The organism is Paraburkholderia sp. NPDC080076 (genome assembly GCF_050281145.1).
Taxonomy (GTDB): domain Bacteria; phylum Pseudomonadota; class Gammaproteobacteria; order Burkholderiales; family Burkholderiaceae; genus Paraburkholderia.
In genome coordinates, this window is sequence record NZ_JBNNWQ010000002.1 from 1,001,100 (window position 1) to 1,026,240 (window position 25,141).

Annotated in this window: 24 protein-coding genes and 1 riboswitch; of the genes, 8 read left to right on the forward strand and 16 right to left on the reverse strand. The window is 65.2% G+C overall.

What is annotated here, in order from left to right; genetic code table 11:
• Nucleotides 1–82: 82 nt before the first annotated feature.
• From fliR to fliF, 13 genes are all read right to left on the reverse strand, one after another.
• The gene (gene fliR, locus ACQKRQ_RS11820) at nucleotides 83–865 is read right to left on the reverse strand and encodes a flagellar biosynthetic protein FliR (protein ID WP_132376609.1); all 783 of its coding nucleotides are present in this window, start codon (nucleotides 863–865) and stop codon (nucleotides 83–85) included.
• A gap of 37 nt (nucleotides 866–902) precedes the next feature.
• The gene (gene fliQ / locus ACQKRQ_RS11825) at nucleotides 903–1,172 is read right to left on the reverse strand and encodes a flagellar biosynthesis protein FliQ (protein WP_106284814.1); all 270 of its coding nucleotides are present in this window, start codon (nucleotides 1,170–1,172) and stop codon (nucleotides 903–905) included.
• Nucleotides 1,173–1,222: 50 nt separating this feature from the next.
• Entirely contained in the window at nucleotides 1,223–2,047 is an 825-nt protein-coding gene (fliP, locus tag ACQKRQ_RS11830; protein ID WP_427477051.1) for a flagellar type III secretion system pore protein FliP, read from the reverse strand.
• Nucleotides 2,047–2,658 carry a flagellar biosynthetic protein FliO gene (gene fliO, locus ACQKRQ_RS11835; protein ID WP_427477053.1) on the reverse strand — a complete coding sequence of 204 codons (612 nt, stop codon included), beginning with the start codon at nucleotides 2,656–2,658 and terminating at the stop codon, nucleotides 2,047–2,049. The genes fliP and fliO overlap by 1 nt, the downstream gene beginning before the upstream one ends.
• Nucleotides 2,655–3,119: a flagellar motor switch protein FliN gene (gene fliN, locus ACQKRQ_RS11840; RefSeq protein WP_132376611.1), complete on the reverse strand. Its 465-nt coding sequence runs from the start codon at nucleotides 3,117–3,119 to the stop codon at nucleotides 2,655–2,657. Before fliN ends, fliO begins: the two co-directional genes overlap by 4 nt.
• Complete coding sequence (gene fliM, locus ACQKRQ_RS11845; RefSeq protein WP_132376612.1) at nucleotides 3,112–4,110, reverse strand: flagellar motor switch protein FliM; 999 nt, start codon at nucleotides 4,108–4,110, stop codon at nucleotides 3,112–3,114. The genes fliN and fliM overlap by 8 nt, the downstream gene beginning before the upstream one ends.
• Before the next feature lie 65 nt (nucleotides 4,111–4,175).
• Nucleotides 4,176–4,682 (reverse strand): flagellar basal body-associated protein FliL, encoded by a 507-nt coding sequence (gene fliL / locus ACQKRQ_RS11850; RefSeq protein WP_132376613.1) that lies wholly within the window; start codon nucleotides 4,680–4,682, stop codon nucleotides 4,176–4,178.
• A 508-nt stretch (nucleotides 4,683–5,190) separates the two neighbouring features.
• Entirely contained in the window at nucleotides 5,191–6,681 is a 1,491-nt protein-coding gene (locus tag ACQKRQ_RS11855; protein ID WP_427477056.1) for a flagellar hook-length control protein FliK, read from the reverse strand.
• 59 nt (nucleotides 6,682–6,740) lie between these two features.
• A complete protein-coding gene (gene fliJ / locus ACQKRQ_RS11860) occupies nucleotides 6,741–7,190 on the reverse strand; it encodes a flagellar export protein FliJ (protein WP_132376615.1) in 450 nt (149 codons plus the stop codon).
• Nucleotides 7,191–7,192: 2 nt separating this feature from the next.
• The gene (gene fliI / locus ACQKRQ_RS11865; RefSeq protein ID WP_427477058.1) at nucleotides 7,193–8,842 is read right to left on the reverse strand and encodes a flagellar protein export ATPase FliI; all 1,650 of its coding nucleotides are present in this window, start codon (nucleotides 8,840–8,842) and stop codon (nucleotides 7,193–7,195) included.
• Nucleotides 8,836–9,519, reverse strand: coding sequence for a flagellar assembly protein FliH (fliH, locus tag ACQKRQ_RS11870; RefSeq protein ID WP_207915670.1), 684 nt, complete (start codon nucleotides 9,517–9,519; stop codon nucleotides 8,836–8,838). Before fliH ends, fliI begins: the two co-directional genes overlap by 7 nt.
• Complete coding sequence (fliG, locus tag ACQKRQ_RS11875; protein ID WP_007179928.1) at nucleotides 9,506–10,501, reverse strand: flagellar motor switch protein FliG; 996 nt, start codon at nucleotides 10,499–10,501, stop codon at nucleotides 9,506–9,508. The genes fliH and fliG overlap by 14 nt, the downstream gene beginning before the upstream one ends.
• Complete coding sequence (gene fliF / locus ACQKRQ_RS11880) at nucleotides 10,491–12,290, reverse strand: flagellar basal-body MS-ring/collar protein FliF (RefSeq protein WP_427477061.1); 1,800 nt, start codon at nucleotides 12,288–12,290, stop codon at nucleotides 10,491–10,493. The genes fliG and fliF overlap by 11 nt, the downstream gene beginning before the upstream one ends.
• Before the next feature lie 235 nt (nucleotides 12,291–12,525).
• Here fliF and fliE point away from each other — a divergent pair, with 235 nt between their 5' ends.
• The 5 genes from fliE (at nucleotide 12,526) to ACQKRQ_RS11905 (ending at nucleotide 15,736) form a co-directional block, all read left to right on the forward strand.
• Nucleotides 12,526–12,861: a flagellar hook-basal body complex protein FliE gene (fliE, locus tag ACQKRQ_RS11885; protein ID WP_132376619.1), complete on the forward strand. Its 336-nt coding sequence runs from the start codon at nucleotides 12,526–12,528 to the stop codon at nucleotides 12,859–12,861.
• Between the two features lie 217 nt (nucleotides 12,862–13,078).
• Nucleotides 13,079–13,513 carry a flagellar export chaperone FliS gene (fliS, locus tag ACQKRQ_RS11890; protein ID WP_132376620.1) on the forward strand — a complete coding sequence of 145 codons (435 nt, stop codon included), beginning with the start codon at nucleotides 13,079–13,081 and terminating at the stop codon, nucleotides 13,511–13,513.
• On the forward strand, nucleotides 13,510–13,836 hold the full coding sequence (locus tag ACQKRQ_RS11895) for a flagellar protein FliT (protein WP_132376621.1): 327 nt from the start codon (nucleotides 13,510–13,512) through the stop codon (nucleotides 13,834–13,836). The genes fliS and ACQKRQ_RS11895 overlap by 4 nt, the downstream gene beginning before the upstream one ends.
• Before the next feature lie 90 nt (nucleotides 13,837–13,926).
• A complete protein-coding gene (locus ACQKRQ_RS11900; RefSeq protein ID WP_427477063.1) occupies nucleotides 13,927–15,375 on the forward strand; it encodes a flagellar hook-length control protein FliK in 1,449 nt (482 codons plus the stop codon).
• Between the two features lies 1 nt (nucleotide 15,376).
• Nucleotides 15,377–15,736: an EscU/YscU/HrcU family type III secretion system export apparatus switch protein gene (locus tag ACQKRQ_RS11905; protein WP_132376623.1), complete on the forward strand. Its 360-nt coding sequence runs from the start codon at nucleotides 15,377–15,379 to the stop codon at nucleotides 15,734–15,736.
• Between the two features lie 3 nt (nucleotides 15,737–15,739).
• Here the strand turns inward: ACQKRQ_RS11905 and ACQKRQ_RS11910 are convergent, their stop codons facing one another.
• Nucleotides 15,740–17,158 carry a coniferyl aldehyde dehydrogenase gene (locus ACQKRQ_RS11910; RefSeq protein ID WP_427477065.1) on the reverse strand — a complete coding sequence of 473 codons (1,419 nt, stop codon included), beginning with the start codon at nucleotides 17,156–17,158 and terminating at the stop codon, nucleotides 15,740–15,742.
• Between the two features lie 84 nt (nucleotides 17,159–17,242).
• Nucleotides 17,243–18,928 (reverse strand): isovaleryl-CoA dehydrogenase, encoded by a 1,686-nt coding sequence (locus ACQKRQ_RS11915; RefSeq protein WP_427477067.1) that lies wholly within the window; start codon nucleotides 18,926–18,928, stop codon nucleotides 17,243–17,245.
• 308 nt (nucleotides 18,929–19,236) lie between these two features.
• On the opposite strand from ACQKRQ_RS11915, the gene ACQKRQ_RS11920 reads away from it, so the two are divergent.
• Nucleotides 19,237–20,895 carry a GMC family oxidoreductase gene (locus ACQKRQ_RS11920; RefSeq protein WP_427477068.1) on the forward strand — a complete coding sequence of 553 codons (1,659 nt, stop codon included), beginning with the start codon at nucleotides 19,237–19,239 and terminating at the stop codon, nucleotides 20,893–20,895.
• A gap of 173 nt (nucleotides 20,896–21,068) precedes the next feature.
• Nucleotides 21,069–22,829, forward strand: a complete 1,761-nt coding sequence (locus ACQKRQ_RS11925) for an OmpA family protein (protein WP_427477070.1) — start codon at nucleotides 21,069–21,071, stop codon at nucleotides 22,827–22,829.
• Nucleotides 22,830–22,894: 65 nt separating this feature from the next.
• Here the strand turns inward: ACQKRQ_RS11925 and ACQKRQ_RS11930 are convergent, their stop codons facing one another.
• Nucleotides 22,895–23,857 carry a LysR family transcriptional regulator gene (locus tag ACQKRQ_RS11930; protein WP_408285644.1) on the reverse strand — a complete coding sequence of 321 codons (963 nt, stop codon included), beginning with the start codon at nucleotides 23,855–23,857 and terminating at the stop codon, nucleotides 22,895–22,897.
• Nucleotides 23,858–24,117: 260 nt separating this feature from the next.
• Between ACQKRQ_RS11930 and ACQKRQ_RS11935 the strand changes: the two genes are divergently transcribed.
• A complete protein-coding gene (locus ACQKRQ_RS11935) occupies nucleotides 24,118–24,894 on the forward strand; it encodes a glycosyltransferase family 2 protein (protein WP_427477072.1) in 777 nt (258 codons plus the stop codon).
• Between the two features lie 96 nt (nucleotides 24,895–24,990).
• Nucleotides 24,991–25,127: riboswitch (S-adenosyl-L-homocysteine riboswitch) on the forward strand.
• The last annotated feature ends 14 nt before the right edge of the window (nucleotides 25,128–25,141 follow it).

Sequence of the window (25,141 nt, forward strand, 5' to 3'; positions counted from 1 at the left end):
CTGAAACGGGGAAGGGCGGAAGCCGGTGTGAGCCGGTTCCGCCCTTCTTTTTTTCATTGCACTGCCCGGCGAGCGAAGCGTGCTATTTGAACCCCGCCGCCACGCGCCCCATCTGATCGAGGCCGACGTCGAAGAGCCGTATGAAGAACGGAATCATGTTCGGGGTCATCAACTGAAGCAGCAGCATGCCGATCAGCATGGTCAGCGGAAAGCCGATCTGGAACACGCCGATTTGCGGCGCGGCGCGGTTCAGTATGCCGAGCGAGAGATTGGTGATGAGGAGCGCGGCGACCACCGGCAGCGACAACAGCAGGCCCGCCGAAAACACCGTGCTGCCGAAGTTCGCCAGCGTGCGCCAGCCGGGCGCGCCGAGAATGTTCGCCGACACCGGCACCGACTGAAACGTGGCGAGCAGCGCGCTGATCATCTGCAAATGGCCGTCGATCACCAGAAACACCAGCATGGCGATCGTGTTCATGTAGCTCGACAGCACCTGGCTCGAACTGGCTGCCTGCGAGTCAAAGAAAGTCGCGAAGCCGAGCCCCATGCCGAGACCGACGAAATCGCCCGTCGCGCTGATCGCCTGAAACACGATCTGCATGGTCATGCCGAGCGCGATGCCGATCAGGAACTGGTTGACGATGATCCACACGCCTTCGGCGGAAAACACCGTGACTTGCGGCAGCGCGCCGAGCGTGGGCGCGACGATGATCGTGACGAATGCCGCGAGGCCGATCTTCACGCGGATCGGCAGCGAGCGGTTGCCGAGCACCGGCGCGGTGGCGACCAGCGCGAGAATGCGCACGAACGGCCACAGGAACGCGGTGAGCCAGGCGTTCAGTTGCGCATAGGTGACGGAGAACATCGCGGGTCGGAAGGGAAGGTGAGAGCCGGCGCCGCGCTCAGTTGACGAGCGTCGGAATGTTGGTGAGCGTCTGGCGCAGATAGTCGAGCATGGTCGTGAGCATCCACGGGCCGGCGACCACCATCGTGACGGCGATCGCGAGCAGTTTCGGAATGAACGACAGCGTGCTTTCGTTGATCTGCGTGGCGGCCTGGAACAGGCTCACCACCAGACCGACCACCAGCGCGACCAGCAGCAGCGGCGCGGCGAGCAGCAGGCCGACATACATGGCCTGGTGCGCGAGCGTCATGACGGATTCTTGATTCATGGCGATGGGATCGGAAGCGTGAAGGGCGCGGGCGCGGTTAAAAAGCGCGGTTAAACGAAGCTCTGTGCAAGCGAGCCGAGCAGCAATTGCCAGCCGTCGACCAGCACGAACAGCATCAGCTTGAACGGCAGCGAAATGGTCGCGGGTGACACCATCATCATACCCATCGACATCAGCACGCTCGCCACCACCATGTCGATGATGAGGAACGGGATGAAAATCGTGAAGCCGATCTGGAAGCCGGTTTTCAGCTCACTCGTCACGAACGAGGGCACCAGCAGCGACAGCGGCACGTCTTCCGGACCTTGCATCGGCGCGGCGTGCGAGATGCGGGCGAACAACGCGAGGTCGCTTTCGCGGGTCTGGCGCAGCATGAACGTCTTGAACGGGGCGAGGCCGCGGTTCACCGCGGTCTCCATCGGAATCGTGCCGTCGGAGAACGGTTTGTAACCGTCAGTGTAGGCCTTGTCGAGCACCGGCGACATGACGAACAACGTGAGGAACAGCGCGAGTCCGACGAGCACCTGGTTAGGCGGCGTCGTGGTCGTGCCGAGCGCCTGGCGCAGCAGCGAGAGCACGATGATGATGCGCGTGAAGCTCGTCATCATCAGCACCATCGCCGGCAGGAACGACAGCATCGTGAGCAGCAGCATCGTCTGCACGCTCAGCGAGTAGGTCGTGCCGCCGTTCGGGCCGGGGCTCGTGTTGAAGGCCGGCAAGCCGGCGGTTTGCGCGAACGACAATGTCGGCAGCACGAGCATCAGCGCCGGCAACGCGACAGGCGCAACGCGGCGCGCGGCTGAAATCACTTTCGAGGAGGTGCTGGACATGCGAGCGGATTGCGCGTGACGCGCCGAAGTAAGACTGAACTGCATTACCGAACCCCGCCGCCTTGCCCGTTGAAACGTTTGCCCACTTCGCCTTTCAAAGCGTCGCGAAAGCGTCGGCCGAAGGTGCCTGGGAGTGCCGTGCCCGTCGCCCGCGTGCTTGCCGGACCGGGCTGCGTGGCGCCGAGCGGATCGATGGCGGCCGAACCGGCCGGCATCGTATGAAGCAGACGGACATTGCCGGGCGCCGTGCCGAGCACGAGCCACGTATCGCCGATCTCGACCACCGCGACCCGTTCCTTGCCGCCGAGCGAGGCGCCGCCGACCGTCTTCACGAGACCGCCGCGGTTTGCCGGCTGCAAGCCGAAGCGGCGAGCGAGCCATGCGCAACCGAACACCAGACCGATCACGACCAGCAGGCCGACGATGGTTTGCAATACCGCGCCGACGCCGAGCGCCGGAACAGCCGTGCCCGCGCCGACGCCCGAGGCGATTTTCGCGGCGTTGTTGACCGCGTTCATGTCCGCCGCGTGAGCGGCCGACGGTGCGAGCAGCGCGAAGATCGACGCCGGGGCGCATAGCGCCGCCACGACGTTCGCGGCCTGTGCAGCGCGATTCAGAACAGTGCGCAACACGGCGCGACCGGCAACGCGTTTCATCGATTCAACTTCCGGATACGTTCGGACGGCGTGATGATGTCAGTCAGACGGATACCGAACTTGTCGTTCACCACCACCACTTCGCCCTGCGCGATCAGACAGCCGTTGACCAGCACGTCCATCGGTTCGCCGGCCATGCCGTCCAGTTCCACCACCGAACCCTGCGCGAGTTGCAGCAGATTGCGGATCGCGATCTTGGTGCGGCCGAGCTCGACGGTCATCTGAACAGGAATGTCCAGGATCATGTCGATGTCGTTGCGCGTCGAGGTCGGCTCGACTTTCGACAGCGGCTGGAACACGCCCGCCGTCGTTGCGCTGACTTCCGTATTGTCGTTCTGCTCGGCCAGCGCGCTGGCCCAGTCCGCCATGGCCGCGTCGTCTTCGGCTGCGGCTGCGTCGGCGGCAAATTGCGGCTCGCCAGCGGCCAGTTCGGCCTCAGTTTTTGCGTTCAGGTCACTCATATCCACCTTCCTTCATCGTTTCGGCTGCGCTGATCATCTTCTGGACCCGCAACGCATACTGACCATTGAAAATTCCGTAGCCGCATTCCATCACCGGCACGCCGTCGACTTTCGCCGTGATGTGTTCGGGGATGTTGATCGGCAAAACATCGCCCTTGCGCATGTTCAGGATCTGTTCGAACGTGACCGGCACCTGAGCCAGGTCGGCGGTCAGTTCCACTTCCGCTGCCTGCACCTGCTGCGACAGCACGCGGACCCAGCGGCGGTCGACTTCGAGCGCCTCGCCCTGGATCGGCGATGAGAGGATGTCGCGGATCGGTTCGATCATCGAGTACGGCATGCAGATGTGCAGCGTGCCGCCGGTCGTGCCGAACTCGATCGAGAACTGCGTGACGATGACGATTTCGTTAGGCGTCGCCACGTTGGCGAATTGCGTGTGCATTTCCGAGCGCACATATTCGAACTGCAGCGGACGCACGCTCTTCCACGAGGCCGTGTAGTTGTCGAACACCAGGTTCAGCAGCTTGTTGATGATGCGCTGCTCGGTCTGCGTGAAATCGCGGCCTTCGACGCGGGTATGGAAACGCCCGTCGCCGCCGAACAGGTTGTCGACCACGAAGAACACGAGGTTCGGATCGAACACGAACAGCGACGTGCCGCGCAGCGGCTTCACGTGGACCAGGTTCAGGTTGGTCGGGATCGGCAGGTTGCGGGTGAATTCGCTGTACTTCTGCACCTTCACCGGACCGACGGAGATTTCCGCCGAGCGCCGCATGAAGTTGAAAATGCCGACGCGCAACAGGCGCGCGAACCGGTCGTTGATGATTTCAAGGCCGGGCATCCGGCCGCGGACGATGCGTTCCTGCGTCGCGATGTTGTAAGGCCGTACGCCCGCACGGTCGCTTTGCTCGGCTTCCGAGTCGGTTTCACCGGTTACGCCCTTGAGGAGGGCATCGACCTCCTCCTGGGACATGAACTCTTCGTGGCCCATTCCTTATTCCTCGTGCGTCCCGTGGCGGTTGATGATGGCAGCGCTGATTAACGTCACGACCGGCGTCACTGCACGACGAATTCGGTGAACAGCACGTCCTGGACATGGATCGGCGCGGCGCCCTTGTCGGTCGGCTGCTCGATCAGCGTGCGCAATTCCGTGGCGAGCGCGCGCTTGCCTTCGAGCGGCGCGAGTTCGTCAGGGTGCTTGTTCGAGAGTGCGAGCAGGATGTGGCTGCGCACTTCGGGCATGTGGTCTGTCAGCTCTTGCTGGGTCTTGGCGTCGGTGAGTTTTAGCGTCAGGCCGATGCGCAGGAAATGCTGCTGGCCGTCGTCTGATTGCAGATTCACGGTCATGGATTCGAGCGGGAAGAACAGCGGCGCGGCGAGTGGCGCTGGCGCGCTGGCGGTTTCAGCCGATGCGGCGGCGGGGGCGCGCTTCGACATGAAGAACCACACGCCTGCGCCGGCTGCGCCCGCGGCAATGATCGCTATGAGGACGATCAGGATGATGCGCTTCATCGGGCCCGGAGAGGCGGGCGCGGCTTGCTGGGGTGCGGTTGTGGTTGCCATGAGGTTTGCTTTGCTTGCCTTTAGTGCTGGTGATGGTGATTGTTGTTGATTTGCCTGCGGCGCGATGGGTCGAAAAGAAGGGGGATTGAGGGTTATCTCTGGTTTTTGCTTTTTTGTTGGGCTTTTCTTTTGGTCCGCTTTGGGGTGTTGGCCTTTCCTTGAGGTCGCTGTGGTCTATTGGCGTTGCCCCTGTGCGGGGCGGCACCTACTTTCTTTGCCGCGGCAAAGAAAGTAGGCAAAGAAAGCCGCTTCACACCGCCAGCTCATAAGGAGGCCCCTCGCGCAGTCGCAGTAGTGGTCCATCTGGAATCAGTGTTCTCGCGCATTCCGCGTGAGTGACAAGGCGCTCATTCTTCCGGCGACGCTGCGCGCGCCGTGGCGGTACTTCACTTAACCGCCCGACGCAAATCGGCGCCCTTTGGTGGGCGCCGCGGATCAACTGTCTGCAAAATCAATGTTCGGCAAATGCTTTGGCGCACGGCGAATGCCGGCGCTCAAGGCATCAATCTCAAGCGAATGTGTCGACCAGGCCTACCGTGCGGCGCACGGGTACGTTGACCGCCGTGTCGATCGCGTCTGTGCCGCTATTGCCGCCAAACGATCCGCTCCCGCTCGAGCGGCCGCCGGAACGGCCGGAGTCGGCGCTTTGCTGTTGGCCGCTCTGGCGCGCAAAGCCGTCGCTGACGCTCGCGCTCCCCAAGCCGATGCCGTTGGATTCCATCGCCTCGCGCAGCTTCGGCAGCGCTGCTTCGACGGCTTCGCGCACGGACTGGTGCTGCGACACGAACAACGCATGTGCATGGTTATCGGCAACCTGCAAGACAACCTGTAGCGGCCCCAGATCCTTCGGGTTCAAGGTGAGCTCGGCGCTCTGCGAATGTGCGTTCGACAGGAACACCACCTTCTGGCTCAACGCGTCTTCCCAGTCAGTCGTGCCGACCTGCGGTGACAGCGCGTTCGCCGCTTCCGCCGCGCCGGCGTTGCCAGTGGTCTGGACGGCTGCCGTCGTGCTCGCTGCGCTCGCCGAGGCTTGCGAAGCGGCTAGCGCCGCTGTTGCTGCATCCGTCGCGCTCTTGAAAGAGGCGAGATCGTCGGCTTGCGTGCCTCCGGCTGCCGTCGCCGTCATTGCGTCAGCCGCCGCTTTTGCGGCCGCCGATGGGTCGGCCACGGTCGTCGCCGCCGTCGTCATCGCGGCTTTCGATGCGGTCGATCCCTTGCCGTCGCCGAACAGGCCAGCCGCCAGGTTCTTGCCGTCGGTGGCGCCATTCAGCCCAGTGTTCGTACCAGCCAGGCCGTTTGCCGAGGTCGCGGCGCTTGCGGCTGCGCCGCTCGCCAGTGCTTGCGCGGGAACGCCCTGGCCGTTCGCCAATGCGGCCAACGCTGCCTGCAGCGCGTCTTGCAGTGACTTCGGATCGGTGGCGGCGGATTTCTTGCCCGGCGTGCCGCCGGCCGTGGCGTCCGTGGCCGTGCCCGGTAGCGTGGTCGCGGCATCGGTCAAGGCTGCTGCGGGGTCGGCGGTTGTCGGCGTATTGGCGCTGTTCGCGTCGGCCTGAGCTTGTGCCTGGGCCTGAGCGGCAGCGGCGGCCGCCGCGGTGCCCGCGTCGGTCTGGTTCGCCGTGTTGCCGGTTTTCGCCGGCGTGGCGTTCGTCTTGTCGGTCGAAGCCTGTTGCGTATCGCCCGACGAAGCCGTTGACGAAGCCGAGCTCGTCGGCTTGCTGGTGTCCTTGCTGTTGCTCGCGTCGTCCGCGCTTTTCGGTGCGGGATCGGCCGGCGGCGGCGCGTCGTGCACGCTCGACGAAGACGACGATGAGCCTGACGACGCCGCAGCCGCAGCCTGCTGCTGGCTCGCGCTCAGCGCAGCCGCGCTGTTCTGCTGGTCGATGCTCTGCTGCAGGGTTTGCGAGAACGGTTTGGCGTTCGCCGCAGCGGCGATGGCCGCGCTGGTTGACGTGCTGCTGGCGGAGCCGAGCAGCGAGCCGATCTGTGAAAGAAGCGACATAGGGAATCCTGTCAATCGGTCAAACGGTGTTCAGTCAATCGAGGTGGCGCTCATGCGCGTCATGCGCCTTCTGCGCGCATCCTCAGAATCCGGGCGGCGTGTTCGTCGGCGTCGCGCTGATCGCGCCGCGCCGTGGTCTTGGCTTCGGCTGCCTCGCCGCGCGCCTGCAGCACTTCGTACGAACCGAGCTTCTGCTTCTGACGCTGCCAATCGGGTTTGGCGGCCTCGACGCGCGCGTTGGCCGTCACCAGCAGGTTGCGCTGCTGTTCAATGGCGGAGTCGAGTGTGTCGATGAATGCCTGGAAATTGCGCATGTTCCCTGCGGGCATGCCCGTCTGGGCCGTCGCGGTGAAGCGTGCGTGGTATTCGTCGCGGTACTGCACGAGGGCGTCGAGCTGCGACTGCACGTCGTTGCGCTCGCGCTGCGCGCGGCCCAGACGTTGCGCGGCGGCGTCCACATCGTCCTGGGCGAGGCCGATGAGGGTCTTGATCGGAAAGTGTTTCGCCATCGTCAGCCTCCTTGGGCAAACAGCGCGTCCAGCATCTCGAGACTCGGTTCAAAGTTCGCGCACTCGCGAAAACCTTGCTGCAAAAATGCTTCCATTCGCGGATACAGCGCAATCGCGCGGTCGAGCAGCGCGTCGCGCCCGCTCGAATACGCGCCGACGTTGATCAGATCGCGGTTGCGCTGATAGCGCGACAGCATCTGCTTGAACATACGCGTCTTGTCCAGATGGTTATCGTCGATCAGCGCGGTCATTGCCCGGCTAATCGACGCTTCGATGTCGATCGCGGGATAGTGGCCGGCTTCAGCCAGCGAGCGCGACAGCACGATGTGGCCGTCCAGAATCGCCCGCGCCGAGTCGGCGATCGGATCCTGCTGGTCGTCGCCCTCGGTCAGCACCGTGTAGAACGCGGTGATCGAGCCGCCGCCCGCGGGGCCGTTGCCGGTCCGCTCGACGAGCGCCGGCAGCTTGGCGAACACCGAAGGCGGATAGCCCTTGGTGGCGGGCGGCTCGCCCACGGCCAGCGCGATCTCGCGCTGCGCCATCGCGTAACGGGTCAGCGAGTCCATCAGCAGCAGCACGTGCTTGCCCTGGTCGCGGAAATATTCAGCGAGCGACGTCGAATACGATGCGGCCTGCATACGCAGAAGCGGCGAGACGTCGGCCGGCGCGGCGATCACCACGGAGCGCGCCAAGCCTTCCTCGCCGAGAATCTGCTCGATGAATTCCTTCACTTCGCGGCCGCGTTCGCCGATCAGGCCGATCACGATCACTTCGGCGCTGGTGTAGCGCGCCATCGTGCCGAGCAGCACCGACTTACCGACGCCCGAACCGGCGAACAATCCCATGCGCTGGCCACGGCCGACGGTCAAGAGCGCGTTGATCGCGCGCACGCCGACGTCGAGCACCTTGTGGATCGGCTCGCGGTTCAGCGGATTGATCACCGGCGAGGACAGCGGGGCGTCGGCATGCGTGCCGAGCGGACCGAGTCCGTCGAGCGGACGGCCGGAGGCGTCCAGCACGCGGCCGAGCAATTCCCAGCCGACCGGCAGGCGCTTTGCGCCCGCCATGGGGTCGGCGATCGGCGCGCTTTCGAGCGGAAAGACGCGCGCGCCGGGCAGGAGGCCGATCACTTCGGTGGTCGGCATCAGAAACAGTTTGTCGCCGGAGAAGCCGACCACTTCGGCTTCGGCCATCGGCAGCGAACTGCCTTGCGGCAGTTCGATCATCACTTCGGCGCCTACGGAGAGGCGCAGGCCCACGGCTTCGAGCACGAGACCAGCGGCGCGCGTGAGACGTCCGCAGGCGCGCATCGGCTTGGCGATGGCATTGCGCGCGCGCAGTGCGTCGAGGCGGCCGCGCCAGGCTTGCATGTGCGGATTGCTGTCGAGCGCGGGATCGTACGGCGCGTGGGCAACAGCGGCGGAAGCGGGGCTCGCGGGCGCTGCAACGCGGCTCGCGGCGGCGCCCGTCGCCGGATGGGCATGCGCCGGATCGCGCAAGGCAGCTTCGATCGCCGCGACCGCGGCCGCGGCGGGTGTCACCGCAGCTGGTACCTCCGCGAGCGCCTCGGCGCCGAACGACGCCAGCGCCAGTTCGCGTTCGAGCGGCGTCAGGTCGCTGGCGCGGATCTCTTCGAGCGTCGGCTTCACCATGTGCTCACCTTGCCGAGTGCGGCAGCCACACGCTCCCAGCGCGTGTCGATGCCGGCGTCCACTTCGCCGGTGCCGGCTTGCGCGCGGCAGCCGCCGCGTTCCACCGCCGGATCGGTGCGCACGGTCCAGCCGCGCGTCTGCAATTCTTCCATCAGATAGGCTTCGACGACCGGCAGATCGGCGGGACTCACGATCAAAGCCGGCGCGCCGACCAGCGTGGGCTCGGCGGCCAGCACCTCGCGCGCGGCGGCGATCAGCGCAGTCGGGTCGTGCTGCACGTGCTGGCGCACCACCTGCTGCGCGATGTCGAGCGCGAGTGCGACGAGCGTCTCGGAGATCGCGCCTTGCGCGCCATCGAGCGCGGCCTTGAAGGTTTCAGCCAGCGCGGCGAGCCGCGCGGCTTCTTCGCGCGCTTCGCTCTGGCCTTGCTCGAAACCCTGCGCATGGCCTTGGTCGTAACCGGCCTGATAACCGAGCGCCTGGCCGGCCACGTGGCCGGACGCGATGCCCTGTGCATGAGCGGCGTCGCGCAGACGTTCGAGTTCGGCTTCGAAAGCGCCGTCGTCGACTTCGGGTTCGGGCGGCGCCGGCGGCACCGGATCGAACGAGGCCATCTCCCAGCGCTGGTAGGCCGAGAGGCTTTCCTTCGCCGCGGAGTTCTGATCAGACATATGCATCTTCGGCCTTGCCGCCTAGAACGATCTGGCCGCCTTCGGCCAGGTTGCGCACGATCTGCAGGATGCGGCGCTGCTGCGTCTCGACTTCGGAGACGCGCACCGGACCGCGCGCGTCGAGGTCTTCGGCGAGCAGTTCGGCGGCACGCTGCGACATGTTCGACAGGAACTTCTGGCGCAGCGCGGGCGGCGCGCCCTTCAGCGAGATGATCAACGCTTCGGACTCGACTTCCTTCAGCAACAGCTGAATCGCGCGGTCTTCCAGATCGAGCAGGTTCTCGAACACAAACATCTGATCAATGATCTTCTGCGCGAGTTCCGCATCGTATTGGCGAACATTCTCGATGACGCCTTCTTCATGGTTGCTCGACATGAAGTTGAGAATTTCGGCCGCCGTGCGGATGCCGCCCATCGGGCTGCGCTTGAGGTTGTCGCTGCCGGACAGGAGGCCCGTCAGCACGTCGTCGAGTTCGCGCAGCGCGGCCGGCTGGATGCCGTCGAGCGTCGCGATGCGCAGCAGCACGTCGTTGCGCAGCCGTTCCGTGAAGCAGGCGACGATTTCCGACGCCTGATCGCGGTCCAGGTGAACGAGGATGGTCGCGATGATCTGCGGATGCTCGTTCTTGATGAGTTCGGCGACCGCTGCGGAATCCATCCACTTCAGGCCTTCGATACCGCTCGTATCGCTGCCCTGCAGAATCCGGTCGATGATCGCGCCGGCCTTGTCGTCGCCGAGCGCCTTGGTCAGCACGGAACGGATGTACTCGTTCGAATCCAGCGACATGCCGGTGTGCTGCTCGGCCTCACGCACGAACTCCTGCAGGACTTCGTCGACCTGCTCGCGGGTCACGCTCTTCAGTGCGGCCATCGCGACGCCGATCTTCTGGACTTCGCGCGGCCCGAGGAACTTGAACACCTGCGCGGCTTCTTCCTCGCCGATCGACATCAGCAGGAGCGCGCTCTTCATTACGCCTTCAGCGCTCATCGGACACCCAATTTTTCACGACGGTTGCAACGATCTTCGGATCCTGGCGCGCGATGTTGCGCGCGAATTCCAGGTTCCGTTCGTATTTGTGCTTGGAGCTTTCGAGGGCGAGCAGTTCGCTGTCGGTTTCCAGTTCGGCGACCGTGTTCGCGCCCGCGCGCTCGGCGGCGGGAATGCCGTCCAGCAGGATCGGCTCGTCCGGCGAGGGCAGCGCCGCGGCGGCGGCCGACTCCGGCGGCGGGAAAGCGCGGCGCAGCGCCGGCTTCACCATCACGAGGTAGAGGAACAGGGCGACCGCGCCGATGCCGAGGTAAGTAGCGATCTGCTTGGCGAGCGCGATCATGTCCGGCGTGCGCCACCACGGCAGGTCGGCGTTCGGATCGACTTCGGTGGTGAACGGGCTGTTGACCACGTTGACCGAGTCGCCGCGCGCCTGGTCGAAACCCATCGCGTCCTTCACCAGCTGGTTGACCTGCGCGAGCTTGTCGGCGGTGACCGGCTGCATGGTGGCGTGACCCTTGCCGTCGACCACGCGCAGGTAGTTCACCACCACCGCCACCGACAGGCGCTTGATGCCGCCCATCGGCTGTTCGAGATGGCGCACCGTCTTGTCGAGTTCGTAGTTGGTGGTCGAGTCCTTGCGGTCGCTGACCGGCGTGGTCGTCACGCCGCTCGCGCCGTTCGGAGCGTTGATCGGCGCCGAAGCCGGTTGCGGCGGCTGGTTCGACAGCGCGCCCGGCACGCCCGAGGCGCCGCCTTGCGACATTTCGGTGGCGCTGCTCGATTGCTGGCTGCGGATCGCCGCCTGTTGCGGGGTGCCGTTCGGGCCGTAGTTTTCCGAGGTCTGCTCGCTATGCGAGAAGTCGATATCGGCGCTGACCTGCGAGTGCGCGTTGCCCGAGCCGAACAGCGGCGCGAGGATGGCGTCGATGCGCTGCTGGGTGCTGCGCTCGATCTGCTGGCGGTACTTCAGTTGCGAGGCGTCGAGTCCGCTACCGGTGGACGGCTGCGTCAGCAGATTGCCGTCCTGGTCGAGGATGGTCACGCCCTTCACCGGCATATCCGGCACCGCCGACGACACCATATGGGTGATCGCCAGCACCTGGCCTTCGTCGAGCGCGCGGCCCGGGTAGAGGTTGACCAGCACGGAGGCGGACGGCGCTTCCTTGTCGCGTACGAACACGGACGGCTTCGGAATCGCCAGATGCACGCGCGCCGACTTCACCGACGAAATCGACTCGACCGTGCGCTCCAGTTCGCCTTCCAGTGCACGCTGATAGTTGATCTGTTCGGCGAACTGGCTGATGCCGAACTTCTGGTTGTCCATCAGCTCGAAGCCGACCGAGCCGCTCTTGGGCAAGCCCTGCGACGCGAGGCGCAGACGCATTTCGTGCACCTGTTCGGCCGGCACGAGGATCGCGCCACCGGCGTCGGAGAATTTATAGGGAATGTTGGCTGCCTGGAGCGCGGTGATGATGGCGCCGCCGTCGCGGTCCGACAGGTTGCTGTAGAGCACCTTGTAGTCCGGCGCCCGCGACCACAGGAACAGCCCCGCCACCACGGCGACCAGCAGCGCCACCGCGAAAATCAGCGGAGCGCGCGGGTTGCCGCGCATTTGCGCGAGGCCGGACAGGCGCTGACCGAAGTTGCCGCCGAGGTTGCTCCCCAGGCCGCCGAGGTCTGCTGCTCCACCGGCCTGGCCGGCACCGGCCGCACCGACGCCTGGCTGCGCGCCGGCGAGGCCCATGCGGGCGTCGGGGTTGATCAAAGAGTTGGCTGACGAATCCATGCGTCGGGTTTCTCCGGGATGCCTTTTGCGTTCTGCCCGCTGCCGCACCGAGGATCGGCGGGCGCACGGACAGAGACTTTCACCATCGAAATTATCCGCAGCGCGGCTCAACCCGATTGCTTGAATAGAGCCGGGTTTCCCCCCTAGTTTCGGGGCTTTCCCGTATGGCCCGCTGCTATGCTTTCGTCCAGATCGGTACGGTTTGGCATACCGGTCGTCCTTCTCTGGAGAAAACATGACTTTCCCCGTGAACGCGCTTTCGTCGGCGCTGCAACAGATTCAGTCGATGGCGGCGCAGGCGGCCGGCGGCAGTAATGCCGCGGCCGACACGTCCGGCGCGGCTACGCCCACCGGTTTTGCCTCGGCGCTGAAAGCTTCGCTGGACAAGATCAGCGGCGATCAGACCAAGGCGGTCGGCGAATCGCAGGCGTTCGAACTCGGTTCGTCGAACGTGTCGCTGAACGACGTGATGGTCGATATGCAAAAGGCCAACGTGGGCTTCCAGTTCGGCCTGCAGGTGCGCAACAAGCTGGTGTCCGCCTATAACGACATCATGCAGATGTCGGTGTGAACGCAGCTCGGGCGGCAAGGCTGTTCCGCCCGCCCGAACGCGTGCGCGCCGTGTGGCCCACGAGGGCCACGCCATCTGGCCCCTTAATCCTCCTTACGCTGGCCTAAAGCTTTCCCGCTGCCTATCCGATAACCAGGTACAGGCAGAGATCGGGGTGCGGCAACGTGCCCGGATGGGGTGCCACGACCAACCGCAGTGCAAGAGAGGAGGAGCGCCGATGTTTTCCCCAGGACACTCTGGAGCCAATGCGTACGCACGCGTCGGCGTCGAGACAGGGGTGATGGGCGCGAGTCCGCATCGTCTGATCGTGATGTTGTATCAGGGCGCCCGGCAGGCGATCGCGCAAGCGCGCATGCACCTGCAGCAGGGCAATGTGCCGGCGCGCGGAGATGCGATCGGCAAGGCGATTCAGATCGTCGAAAGCGGGCTGCAGCAGTCGCTCAACCTCGAAGCGGGCGGTGAGATTGCGGAGCGGTTGAACGCGCTATATAGCTATATGTCGCGCCGGTTGCTCGAAGCCAACATAAAACAAAGCGAGGCGATGCTGGTCGAGGTGGATGGTCTTCTGGCCACACTCGAAGAGGCATGGATCGGGATTGCCCCGGAGATCGCGCGGATGGCAGCCCAGCCCGCCGCGGAAAGCATGAGATGACATCGAACGCAGAATACTTCGCCCGTTATGAGGCGATTGCAGCGATTTCCTGCCGCATGCTGATGGCTGCCCGGCGCGCACTGTGGAACGATCTGGTCCACCTGCAAGACGAATACCGCCATCTGGTGGACGGGTTGAAAGACGCCGAAACAGGGGTGAAGCTCGACGAATCGGAGCGTCTGCGCAAATACGCGCTGATCCGCCAGATCCTCGCCGACGACGCTGCGATCCGCGATCTGGCGAATCCGCGCATGGCCAATCTGTCCGCGCTGTTCGCCGGACGGCCGACGCGCGTGCTCAAGGAGCTGTACGGGGCGCGCTGAGATTTGCCGCGCGCGCCGGCGGCGCCTCTATCCATCCGGCCGACTGACTTTATTTGAGCGCGACGCCGCCAATGTGACCAAGGAATCGGCATGAACGGAATCGACACGGCTGTCGCTTCGGTGCTCGCGAGCCGGATCGACAGTCTGCTCAACATCGCGCCAGGCAGTGCGGCCGCTTCGCAGGCCGGCACGGCGGGCGTCGAAACCGCGCCGACCATGCCGGCGCTCATTGAGACGCCCGTGCCGCAGCCTTCCGCCCAGACCGCGCTGTCCGCTGTCGCGCTGACGCTCAATGCGATCGTGCGCTCGGGCGGCGAGGCGACGCCCGCCGTGATCGGCCAGACGCCGATCTGGCCGGCCGCGCCGGCGCTCGACGTCGAAGTCGGTGTGTTGCCGTTGTTCGACACGTCCGCGGCTGCGACGGGTTCCGCTGCTCCCACCACCAATCCCAATGCCGCTGGAACCGCGGCCACCGCCAATGTGGCGGCGGCCCAAGTGCCGGTCGCGGCGCTCGCGGCCGCGCTCGAACAGACTGTCGGCGACAGTGGCCTCTTCTACGAAGCGCATCTCGCGCAATGGCTGGCGGGCCAGCGTTCGCCCGCTTCGCTCGCGGGCGAAGCGCAAAACAAACTCGTGGCCGCTGCCGCCCAACTGCCGCTCGACTGGGCGAACGACGGCGGCGAGGCGGCCCCCGCCAATCCGTCCGCCCGGCAAGGCACGGGTGCGGCGCCGAATGGTTCATCGAACAGCGGCGCGCCGGACGCCGGCGCCGCCGCTCGCGGGGCGCCCTCGATTCCTAACGCGCAAGCCGCGCGTTTCGTGGCCGGCGAGGTGCTGGCCAGTTCCCTGTCCGACCTGAACGGCCAACCCACGCGTGCGAGCCTGCATAGCGCGGCGGCACAAACCGTCGACGGCGGCGCCTCGCAGAATTCGCAGTCGATGGCCGCCGCGGTTCATCCCGCAACCGTGCCGTTGGTGCGCCAGCAGCTCGATCTGCTCGCGACCGGCCAGTTTCGCTGGACCGGCGAAGCGTGGCCGGGCGCCAAACTCGACTGGACCATCGAACAGGACGGCGATGAATGGGACCGCAGCGGCGGCGGCTCGGCGAGCGAGGACGACCAGCCGTGGCGCACCCGCCTGACGCTGTCGTTGCCGACGCTCGGCACCGTCGACGCGGAACTGACACTGACCGGCACGCGGCTCGTCGCGCGCGTGCAGGCGAGTCCCAACGGCGCCGCGCGCCTTGCGATGCAGGGCGAGAGTTTCCGTCAGCGGCTCGCGGCGGCGGGCATCCAATTGAATGGGTTGACGATTCGCGAGATCGGCGGCGGCGCGCCCGCCAGCGCCGCGAATGCAGCGGGTGCGGCGGCCGCTCAGGCGGCAGCGTCGGCGTATGCGCGGTCAGCTTCGGCGGGCAGTTCGGCAGAGGCGGGCGGTGCGGCCGGTTCGGCAACGAACCGAACCACGGGCGTGCGCCGCACGGCGCGAACCAGCCGCACGGAACCCGCGCCGCTCGACGATTTTGATTGGGACATGTGAGATGAGTCGCAAACATCGCCGCAGCGCGGCCGCGCTCGTCTACGACGCCCAAGGCGGCGATCCCGCGCCGCGCGTGATCGCCAAAGGCTACGGCATGCTGGCCGAGATGATCGTGCAACGGGCCAAGGAAGCCGGCCTGTATGTGCACGAGGCGCCTGAAATGGTTTCCCTGCTGATGCAGGTGGATCTCGACGCGCGGATTCCGCCGCAGCTTTACCAGGCGGTGGCGGAAATGCTCGCGTGGCTGCATCGGCTGGAAAGCGGCGCGGAGAACGAGCCGCCGCAAGCCGCGAGTGTCGACGCGCAAGACGTCATCGACGTGGAGGCCACCGAAATCGAAGGCGGCCCGGCGGCGCGCTGAACGTTAGAACCGCATCATCAGTTTCAGCAGCGCGTTCACCCGTTTGCCGTACGGTGGTGAAATCCAGCCACGGGCGTTCAGACGCGCCTGCGTCAGTACCGGCTTCATCTTCGAGAAAGTCACGAAGCCTTCGTAGCCGTGATACGCGCCCATTCCACTCGCGCCGACGCCACCGAACGGCAAGCTTTCGCACGCCAGATGCATCAGCGTTTCGTTGATCGCCATGCCGCCGGCGATGGTTTCGTGCGTCACGCGGTCGATCGTGGCGGCGTCGTCGGCGTAGAGATACAGCGCGAGCGGGCGCGGCCGGGCGTTGATCCATGCAATCGCGTCATCGAGCGTGTCGTAGGGCACGACCGGCAGCAGCGGCCCGAAGATTTCCTCCTGCATCAGCGCGCATTCGTCGGGCGCGTGGGTGACGGCGATCAGCGGGAAGCGGCGGCTTGTTGCATCGGGTGAACTGTCGGTGAGCGCGTGCAGTTGCGCCCCGGCGGCGTGAGCTTCGTCGGCGAGACGTTCGAGGCGCGCAAAGTGGCGCTCTGAAATGATCGAGGTGTAATCCGGATTGTTGCCGAAGTTCGGGTACATCTTCGTCATCCGCGCACGCGCCCGTTCGATGAACGCCTGCTCCTTGCCGCGCGGCACCAGTACGTAATCCGGCGCGACGCAGGTTTGTCCCGCGTTGAGTGTCTTGCCGGCGATGAGGTTGTCCACCGCGTTGTCGAAGCGCGCGTGCGCGCCGATGATGGCCGGCGACTTGCCGCCCAGTTCGAGCGTGACCGGCGTCAGATGCTCGGCGGCGGCGCGCATCACTTCGTGGCCGACCTTGGTCGAGCCGGTGAACAGTAAGTGGTCGAAGGGCTGCGCGCTGAACGCGGCGGCGAGCGCGGCGTCGCCGTTCACGACCGCGACGTGATCGCGCGCGAAGGTTTGTCCGATCAACTGCTCGAACAGCGCCGAGGTGCGTGGCGTCAGTTCGGACATTTTAATGATCGCGCGATTACCGGCGGTCAACGCGCTGATGAGCGGTCCGACGGCGAGCAACACCGGATAATTCCACGGCACGATGATGCCGACCACGCCGAGCGGCTGCGGCACGACTTTCGCGCGCGCCGGCAGCAGCCATTTGTTGGTGCTGCGGCGCTGCGGTTTCATCCAGCGCTTGCCGTGTCTCAGCGCGCCGTTGATCTCTTCTTTCACCAGCAGGAATTCGGCGAGCAGCACTTCCTGTTTCGCGCGATTGCCGAAGTCGGCGTTCATCGCGTCGGCGAGCGCGTCGCGATTGTCGAGCATGACTTTGCGCAGCGCTTTCAGATGCGCGGCGCGTGTCTCCCACGACGGATACGGCGTACGCAGATATGCGTGGCGCTGATCGCGCAGCAGCGCTTCGAGCGCGACGACCTCTGGTAGATCGTTCTTCATGTGTCCACTCCCTGACGGATATCGTTGCGCGTCGAGTCGCGCTTTTATTGGATGTGCTCGTGCTGCTTCGCGGCGTGCCGAACGTCAGGCGGGAAAAGCCCGTTCGCTGATCGCCGCGTGATCGAACGTGGCCGGCAGCGTGCCGTACACACGGCCGCTCTCACCGCAGCCGTCGGCAAGACGCGTGGCAATGAATGCTTCTGCGACTTCGCCAGGCGCATGTTTGAGAAGCAAGGTCGCCTGAGCGATCAGCACGACCTGCTGCGCGATCCGCCGCGCCGAGGCTTCGCGGTGCTCGGCCGGTCCGTTGAGCGTAGCGGCGAGTTTGCCGAGCGCGGCGCTCAACGCCGGATGCGCTTGCGCGTCCGCTTGCCATGCGGCGAACAATGCCTGCGCCGCTTCCGGTTCGCGCTCCATCGCGCGCAGCACGTCGAGGCACATCACATTGCCGGAACCTTCCCAGATCGAATTCACCGGCGCTTCACGATAGAAGCGCGCCATCGGACCGGTTTCGACGTAGCCGTTGCCGCCCCAGACTTCCATCGCCTCGCCGGTGAATTCCAGCGCGCGCTTGCAGACCCAGTATTTCGCCGCGGGCGTGACGATGCGGCGCCACGCGCGCTCGGCAAGCGAGGTGGAGGCGGCGTCGGTGGACTCCTCGAAAGCGCGCGCGAGCCGCATGAACAGCACCGTCGCCGCTTCCGATTCCAAAGCCAGGTCGGCGAGCACGTTGCGCATCAGCGGCTGATCGGCGAGATGCCGGCCGAACGCGCTGCGATGGCGCGCGTGGTGGATGGCCTGCACGAGCGCCGCCCGCATCAAGGCCGCGCTGCCGATCACGCAATCGAGCCGCGTGTAATTCGCCATTTCGATGATGGTCGGCACGCCGCGTCCTTCGTCGCCGATCATGATGCCGAACGCGTCGAGGAATTCGACTTCGCTGCTCGCATTCGAGCGGTTGCCGAGCTTGTCTTTCAGGCGCTGGATCTGCACGTTGTTCTTGCGCCCGTCCGGCGCGAAGCGCGGCACGTAGAAGCACGAGAGGCCTTCGTGTTCGTCGGTGCGGCCGAGCACGAGATGCGCGTCGCACTGCGGCGCGGAGAAAAACCACTTGTGGCCGACGAGCCGGTAGGCGGCGCCGCGGCCGCTGCCGGCGGTGGAATAGGCGCGGGTTTGATTGCTGCGCACGTCCGAGCCGCCCTGTTTTTCGGTCATACCCATGCCGATCATCGCAGAGGTTTTCTGCTTGAGCGGCACGTCGCGCGGATCGTGCTCGCGCGCGTAGAGCTTGTCGCGCAACGTGGCGAATAGCGCGGGTTCGCGTTGCAACACGGGGATGCTCGCGAAGGTCATCGTCAGCGGGCAGAGCGAACCGGATTCGATTTGCGCATGCAGGAAGTAGCCGGCGCAGCGTGCAACCATTGCGCCGCGTTGCGGATCGGAAAACGGCAGCGCGTGCAGACCTTCGCGGCGCAGGAGCGAAAGCAGCGTGTGCCACGAAGGATGAAACTCCAGCGCGTCGATGCGCTCGCCACGTGGACTGTGCGTGAATAATTCAGGCGAATGGCGGTTGGCGAGTTCGGCGAGCGCCAGCGTGTCCGGCGCGGTGAGCGCCGCGCCGTGCTGCAGCAACGCGCCGCGATGCCACCCGGCGCCGTCGCGTTCGAGGGCGGCCGACAACGCGGCGTCGCTGGAAAACAGGTTGTAGTCCGCCAGCGGTGGAACCTGATTGGTCACCTCGTGAGTCTGGCCGAAGCTGTGCCGTTCCATCTGCTGTCTCCGTTCAACGCATGCTCGCCGGCGTCGGTCGGCAGTGCGCTGTTTGATCGCCGCGTGTCGTGCCGCGGGCCGAGAGGACGGCGCGTACGACGCCGTGTTTGAATGCCGTGCGCGGCCGCCCGGCGGGCGCAAGCGCGTCTTTCATCATAGAGTCGCGGCGCCGCTTACGTTTAGAGGAATCGCTCTGACGCGAACCCGCCGCGCTATCCGAACGCTCCCTACAATGCCGGTAAAGCGCACGTAGACAAGTGTGCACGTGACAGGGTTCGCGAGCAATGCGCGCCCATCAGGAGGAGCGGATGCAATACGACTACATCATCGTCGGTGCAGGCTCGGGAGGTTGCGCGCTGGCGAGCCGTCTCGCGGATAGCTGCCCGGACGCGACGATCGCCCTGATCGAAGCCGGCCCGCACACGGACCGCAATCTGTTCGTCAACATGCCGGTCGGCGTGGCGGCCGTGGTGCCGCACAAACTCAAGACCAACTACGGTTATCTGACCACGCCCCAGCCGGGGCTCGGCGGACGACAAGGTTATCAGCCGCGCGGGCGCGGCTTCGGCGGATCAAGCGCGATCAACGCGATGATCTATACGCGCGGCCATCCGCTCGATTACGACGAATGGGCGGAACTGGGCTGCGAAGGCTGGTCATGGGCGGAAGTGCTGCCGTATTTCCGCCGCGCCGAAGGCAATGAGCGCGGCGCCGATGCATGGCATGGCGACAGCGGCCCGCTCACCGTCTCCGATCTGCGTTATCAGAATCCGTTTTCGCGCCGTTTCGTGCAGGCGGCTATAGAAGCCGGATACAAGCCGAACGGCGACTTCAACGGCGCGGATCAGGAAGGGATCGGCTTCTACCAGGTGACGCAGCGCGACGGACGCCGCTGCAGTGTGGCGCGCGCCTATATCTACGACCGCGAGCGTCCCAACCTGCACACGATTGCCGACGCGACGGTGCTGCGCGTGGCCTTCAACGGCAAGCGCGCGAGCGGCGTGGAGATCGTGCGCGGCGGCCGCACGCAAACGCTCGAAGCACGCGCGGAGGTGGTGCTCGCCGCGGGCGCGTTCAATTCGCCGCAACTGCTGATGTGTTCGGGTATCGGACCGGCGGCGCATCTGCAATCGCTCGGCATTGCCGTGCTGCACGACGCGCCGGAGGTGGGCCAGAACCTGATCGACCACATAGATTTCACCATCAACAAACAGGTTTCGTCGATCGAACCGACCGGGTTTTCGATTCGTGGCATCGCGCGGATGTTGCCGCAGTTCGTCACGTTCATGCGCCACGGGCGCGGCATGCTGTCGAGCAATGTCGCCGAGGCGGGCGGCTTTCTGAAGAGCAATCCGACGCTCGACCGGCCGGATGTGCAACTGCATTTCTGTGCGGCCATCGTCGACGATCACAACCGTCACATGCATTGGGGCCACGGTTATTCGCTGCACGTGTGCGTATTGCGGCCGCATAGCCGCGGTACGGTGACGCTGGCAAACGCCGATGCGCGCACCGCGCCGGTGATCGACCCACGCTTTTTCAGCGATCCGCGCGATCTCGATCTGCTGGTGGACGGCGCGCGGATGGCGCGGCGCATTCTCGATGCACCGTCGCTCGCGCTGCATGGCGGCAGCGAGTTGTACACGCATCCCGGCCAGTCGGACGCCGAGTTGCGCCGCACGATCGCCGAGCATGCCGACACGATCTATCACCCGGTGGCGACCTGTCGGATGGGCGGCGACGCGCGCTCGGTGGTGGATCCGCAATTGCGAGTGCGAGGCGTCACGGGGCTGCGGATCGTCGATGCCTCGGTGATGCCCACGCTGATCGGCGGCAATACCAATTCGCCGACGGTGATGATCGGTGAACGCGCGGCCGATCTGATCGCGGCGGCACGACGCGAGTCGCAAGCGGACCTGAAGATGGCGTCACTCGGCAGGGCTGGCGTGGCGACGAATACCGCCTGAGCGTTCGGCGACGTTTTCATTTCCTGCTGGTAAATATGAGACAAATTGGGTGAACGTCTGCCAATTCGTCATAAATTGTGCCGTTTCGTTTATGAGATTTCCTGAAACTTATAATCGCGCCGCAAAAGGCAGCGCGTCAGGTGGCGCGTTCGGGAACTCCAGGAAGCGAAGCGATGAGCATCAACGCAATTCAATTGATTCAGTCCGCCATGACGGACGGTGTCGTACGGCAGCTAGCGGGGCGCTTCGGGCTGCCGCCGGACGCGACTCAAAAGGTGCTGGCCACCACGGCGCCGTCGCTCATCGCGGGCCTGATGCAAAAGGGCGCGACGCTTGACGGCGCGCGTTCGCTTTTCGCTACGATTCTCTCGCCGGAGGTGAACGGCCATATCGCCGAACAGTTGCCGCATCTGGTTGGCAGCACGAACGGCGTGAGCCAACTGGAAATGGCCGGGCGGCAGTTGCTCGAACGGGCGCTGGACCGCCCCGTCGACGCGCTGAGCGATGAGGTCGCCTCGCAAACCGGGGTGCCGGCGCACGCCACGCATGCCATGACGGGCATCGTCGGTGCAACCCTGCTTGGCTTGCTGAAGCGGCATTGTCTCGAAGGTCAGGGCAATGCCGGGCAATTGCCCACGCTGCTCGGTCATCAACTGCCGGTCATTGCGCCTTATCTGAACGACCGGTTGATGGCCACGCTCGGCCTGAGCGGCCTTGGCGCGTTTGTCGGCAACATTCTGGCGCAGTTGAAGGCCGTTTCGTCGCATATCGATCATCCGACGCCCGCGGCCAAGCCGGTGGCCGACGCGTTGTCGAACGTCCACGTGCCTGTGGACGCTGTGGTGCGCGAAGAACGCCATTCGCACACGTGGCTGTGGTGGCTGCTCGCGGTCGTCGCGGCGGTGCTGGCCTTTCTGTTTCTGCGCGGCTGCCAAAGCCAGCAGAGCGTCAGCCGCGCCGACGGGCACGGCAGTTCCGAAGCGGCGGTGACCACACCGCCGGCATCGGCGCCGGTTCAGGCTTCAGCTGCTGTGCTAGCCGCCAGCGATGCGGCGGTGCTGGCGTCGGCAGCCAGCGCATTGACGCCCGCGAGTTCAGCGAGCGGCGCAAGCGACGCGCAGCAACCAGCCGCCGCACCCGCGCCGACCCAGGACAGCCAGCTCAGCTTCACCGTCGACGCCGCCGGCAAACCGACGCTCACGGCCACCGTCGGCAGCGAAGCCGAAAAGACCCAATTCATGGATGAGTTGACCAAGCGCCTCGGTCAATACAATTTCGTCCCGAACATCACGGTCGATCCGGCCACGAAGCCGGCCGACTGGCTGGTCCATTTCGACGGCCTGTTGCCGCTGCTGTCGCTGCCCGGCGCGGAAGTGAAAGTGCTTGGCACGCAGATCGAACTGAGCGGCACCGCAGCGGACAAGAAGCTCGGCTTGCTCGACGAACTGAAGTCGCTGCTCGGCACGTCGTATCAGATCGGTTCGTTCGACGTCGCGCACGCCGTCGCCGATGCCAACGAGAACTTCCGCGGCGCGATCAAGAGCCTGCTCACGCCGGATAGCCCGTGCGTCACAGCAGACGTGGTCAAGGTGCTGAACCTGCAGGTGATCAACTTCGCGAGCGCCAGCGCGCATGTGCCTGCTTCGGCGGTGGAAGATCTGAACCAGTCGGCGCGCGTGCTGAACGCCTGCGCGCGCAACGGCAAGACGGCGCGGCTGGAAGTGGCGGGCTATTCGGACAACGTCGGCGGCGAACAGGCGAATCTGCAATTGTCGAAGCAACGTGCGGAAGCGGTGCGTGCCTATCTCGTCAAGACGGGCGTCCCGGCTAAATCGCTGATGGCGCAAGGCTACGGTCAAGCGCGTCCGGTCGCGAGCAACGACACGGCGAGCGGTCGCTTCGCCAACCGCCGCATCGAGTTCGTTGCGCAATAGTAAGCACGGCCAGGACCAAGCATGCGAGACATGCCGCCCGGTTCACGTCGGGCGGCATCGTCTTGTCATTTGGCGGGCGGTGTCGGAAACGGCGTCGTGATGCCGGTCACGCCGATGCCCGGCCCAAGCATGAAATCGTCGCCGGCCTGACCGGGCAACGCCTCACGGGCGACCTCGAGCCATGCGCGCGCGGCGTGCGACAGATAACCATTGCGGCGCCAGCCGATTGCCATTTCCCACGGAATTTCCGGTTCCACCACCGGCCGGCAGGTGAACTGCGCGGGGTCGAGACGCCGGCAATACGGCGCCGGCAACAGCGCGATGCCGACACCGGCAAGCACCAGCGCCGCCATGAAATCCCAATGCCCACTGCGTCCGACGATGGTCGGCGCAAAGCCGGCGGTACGGCACGCGTTCAGCACGACATCATTGAGAGCGAGACTTTCGCCGTAAAACACGAACGGCTCGTCGGCGAGTTGCGCGAGCGGCACTTCGTGCAGATCGTCCCAGCTAGAGCCGGTGCGCGCGACCAGCCATAGCAACTGACGCGTCATGGGCAGCACGTCGATATTTTCCGGGTCGACCGGTTGCAACACGCCGCCTAAGTCCAGTTCGCCGTTGATCAGCGCCGTCTCGATGGCGCGTGAACCCTGCTCGAACAGCTTTAGTTCGATTTTCGGATAGCGCTGGCGAAACGCGGCGATCGCCGGCGTGAAGAGCGAGCCGCCCATCGGCGGAATGCCGATCGTGAGTTGACCGCGGCCGAGCGTGTCGAGATCGTTCAGTTCAGCTTGCAACTGCGCGTGCGCCGCCAGCACGTCCTGACCGCGCTGGTAGACGATCCGGCCGGCATCGGTCAGCACCATCTGGCGCCCGTCGCGCAGCAAAAGCGGGGAGCCGATTTCATCCTCCAGCGACTTGACCATCTTGCTGATGGTCGGCTGCGTGACGAACATCTGCTCGGCGGCGACGGTGAAACTTTGCTGACGCACCACTTCGACGAAATACCGCAGCGCACGTAGTTCCACGATCTCAGGCTCCAGAATTCCAAATTGGAATGATCTCAGTGATTGTAAGTCAATATGTTTATATTGCAGAAAGGTCGTACGGAGCGGTCGGTATGGCTGCGCGCCGGCGTCGCGGTCGACAAACGCGGTCGTTGTGTTCGGCCGAAGTCAGGCTCTGCGCCGAGGAGAAGACGTCGCACCCATTTCAAGATGGAGCGGCGCGCGAACGGCATAACATCTGTGGATCTCCACCGCCGCCCCGCCCATCTCGCCCGTTCATCATGACGCCCGTTTCGATCATCATTCCCTGCTATAACGGCGCGGCGACACTCGCGCGTGCTTTGCAAAGTTGCCGGATTCAGCCTGAAGCCGCACAGATCATCGTGGTGGACGACGGCTCGGCCGATGCCTCCGCGGACATCGTGGCCCAAATCGGCCGCGTCGACGCGCGCGTGGGTCTGCTACGAATGCCTTACAACGGCGGCGCGGCGCGAGCGCGCAACTGGGGCGCGATGCATGCGTCGCACGACCTGATCGCCTTCCTCGACGCCGACGACGAATACCTTCCCGGCGCACTCTCCGCCGCGAGTGCATTCCTCGCGCAAAACCCGAAGGACGTGTCCGTGCGGCTTGACGTCGAGTACGCGGATTTTCCGCGCGACCTCACGGCCCATCCCGACTTCGCCGCGCACGCGGCGACGCTCAGCAATACGGTGCCGAGCGGCCTGTTCATTCGCCGCGCCGTGTACCTCGCACTCGGCGGCTTTCCAACGGACGATGCGTTTCGCCGTATAGGCGGCGAAGACGGCGCGTTGTCGTGGGCGCTGCGCGATATATTCGGCAACCCGCGGCTGAATGACGTGAAGCGCGTGCGCATGCATTACCACGCGGGGATTCACGCCGAACGCTATTTCCGCATCGCACTCGGACTGCAGATTCCGGATCCCGCCGATGTCGCTGAAGCGTTCCGTGTTTCCAGGCAGTTCGTCGACACCGCGCGCGCAGGCATCGCGCAATTGCGCGCGGCTAACGTGATGGCGGAGACTGCCGCGTCGTAAGTCACGCGGCATCCATCGCGTCGGCTTCGCGCACACACGAAATCCAAGAAAACGCGCGCGCCCCGAAGCCATCTCGATTTGCTACAATCGCCGTTCGTCGCCGAGGAGCGTTGCGACGGGTACCGCGAATCAGGCTATTCGCCGGCTGCCCGCCAGGCTCGGAGACTTCAATCGGAGGGCTCGGATGCGCATAGCGCTTTCCCATCCACCGCATCGAACCGCGCTCACGTCAAATTTCTAGTCAATT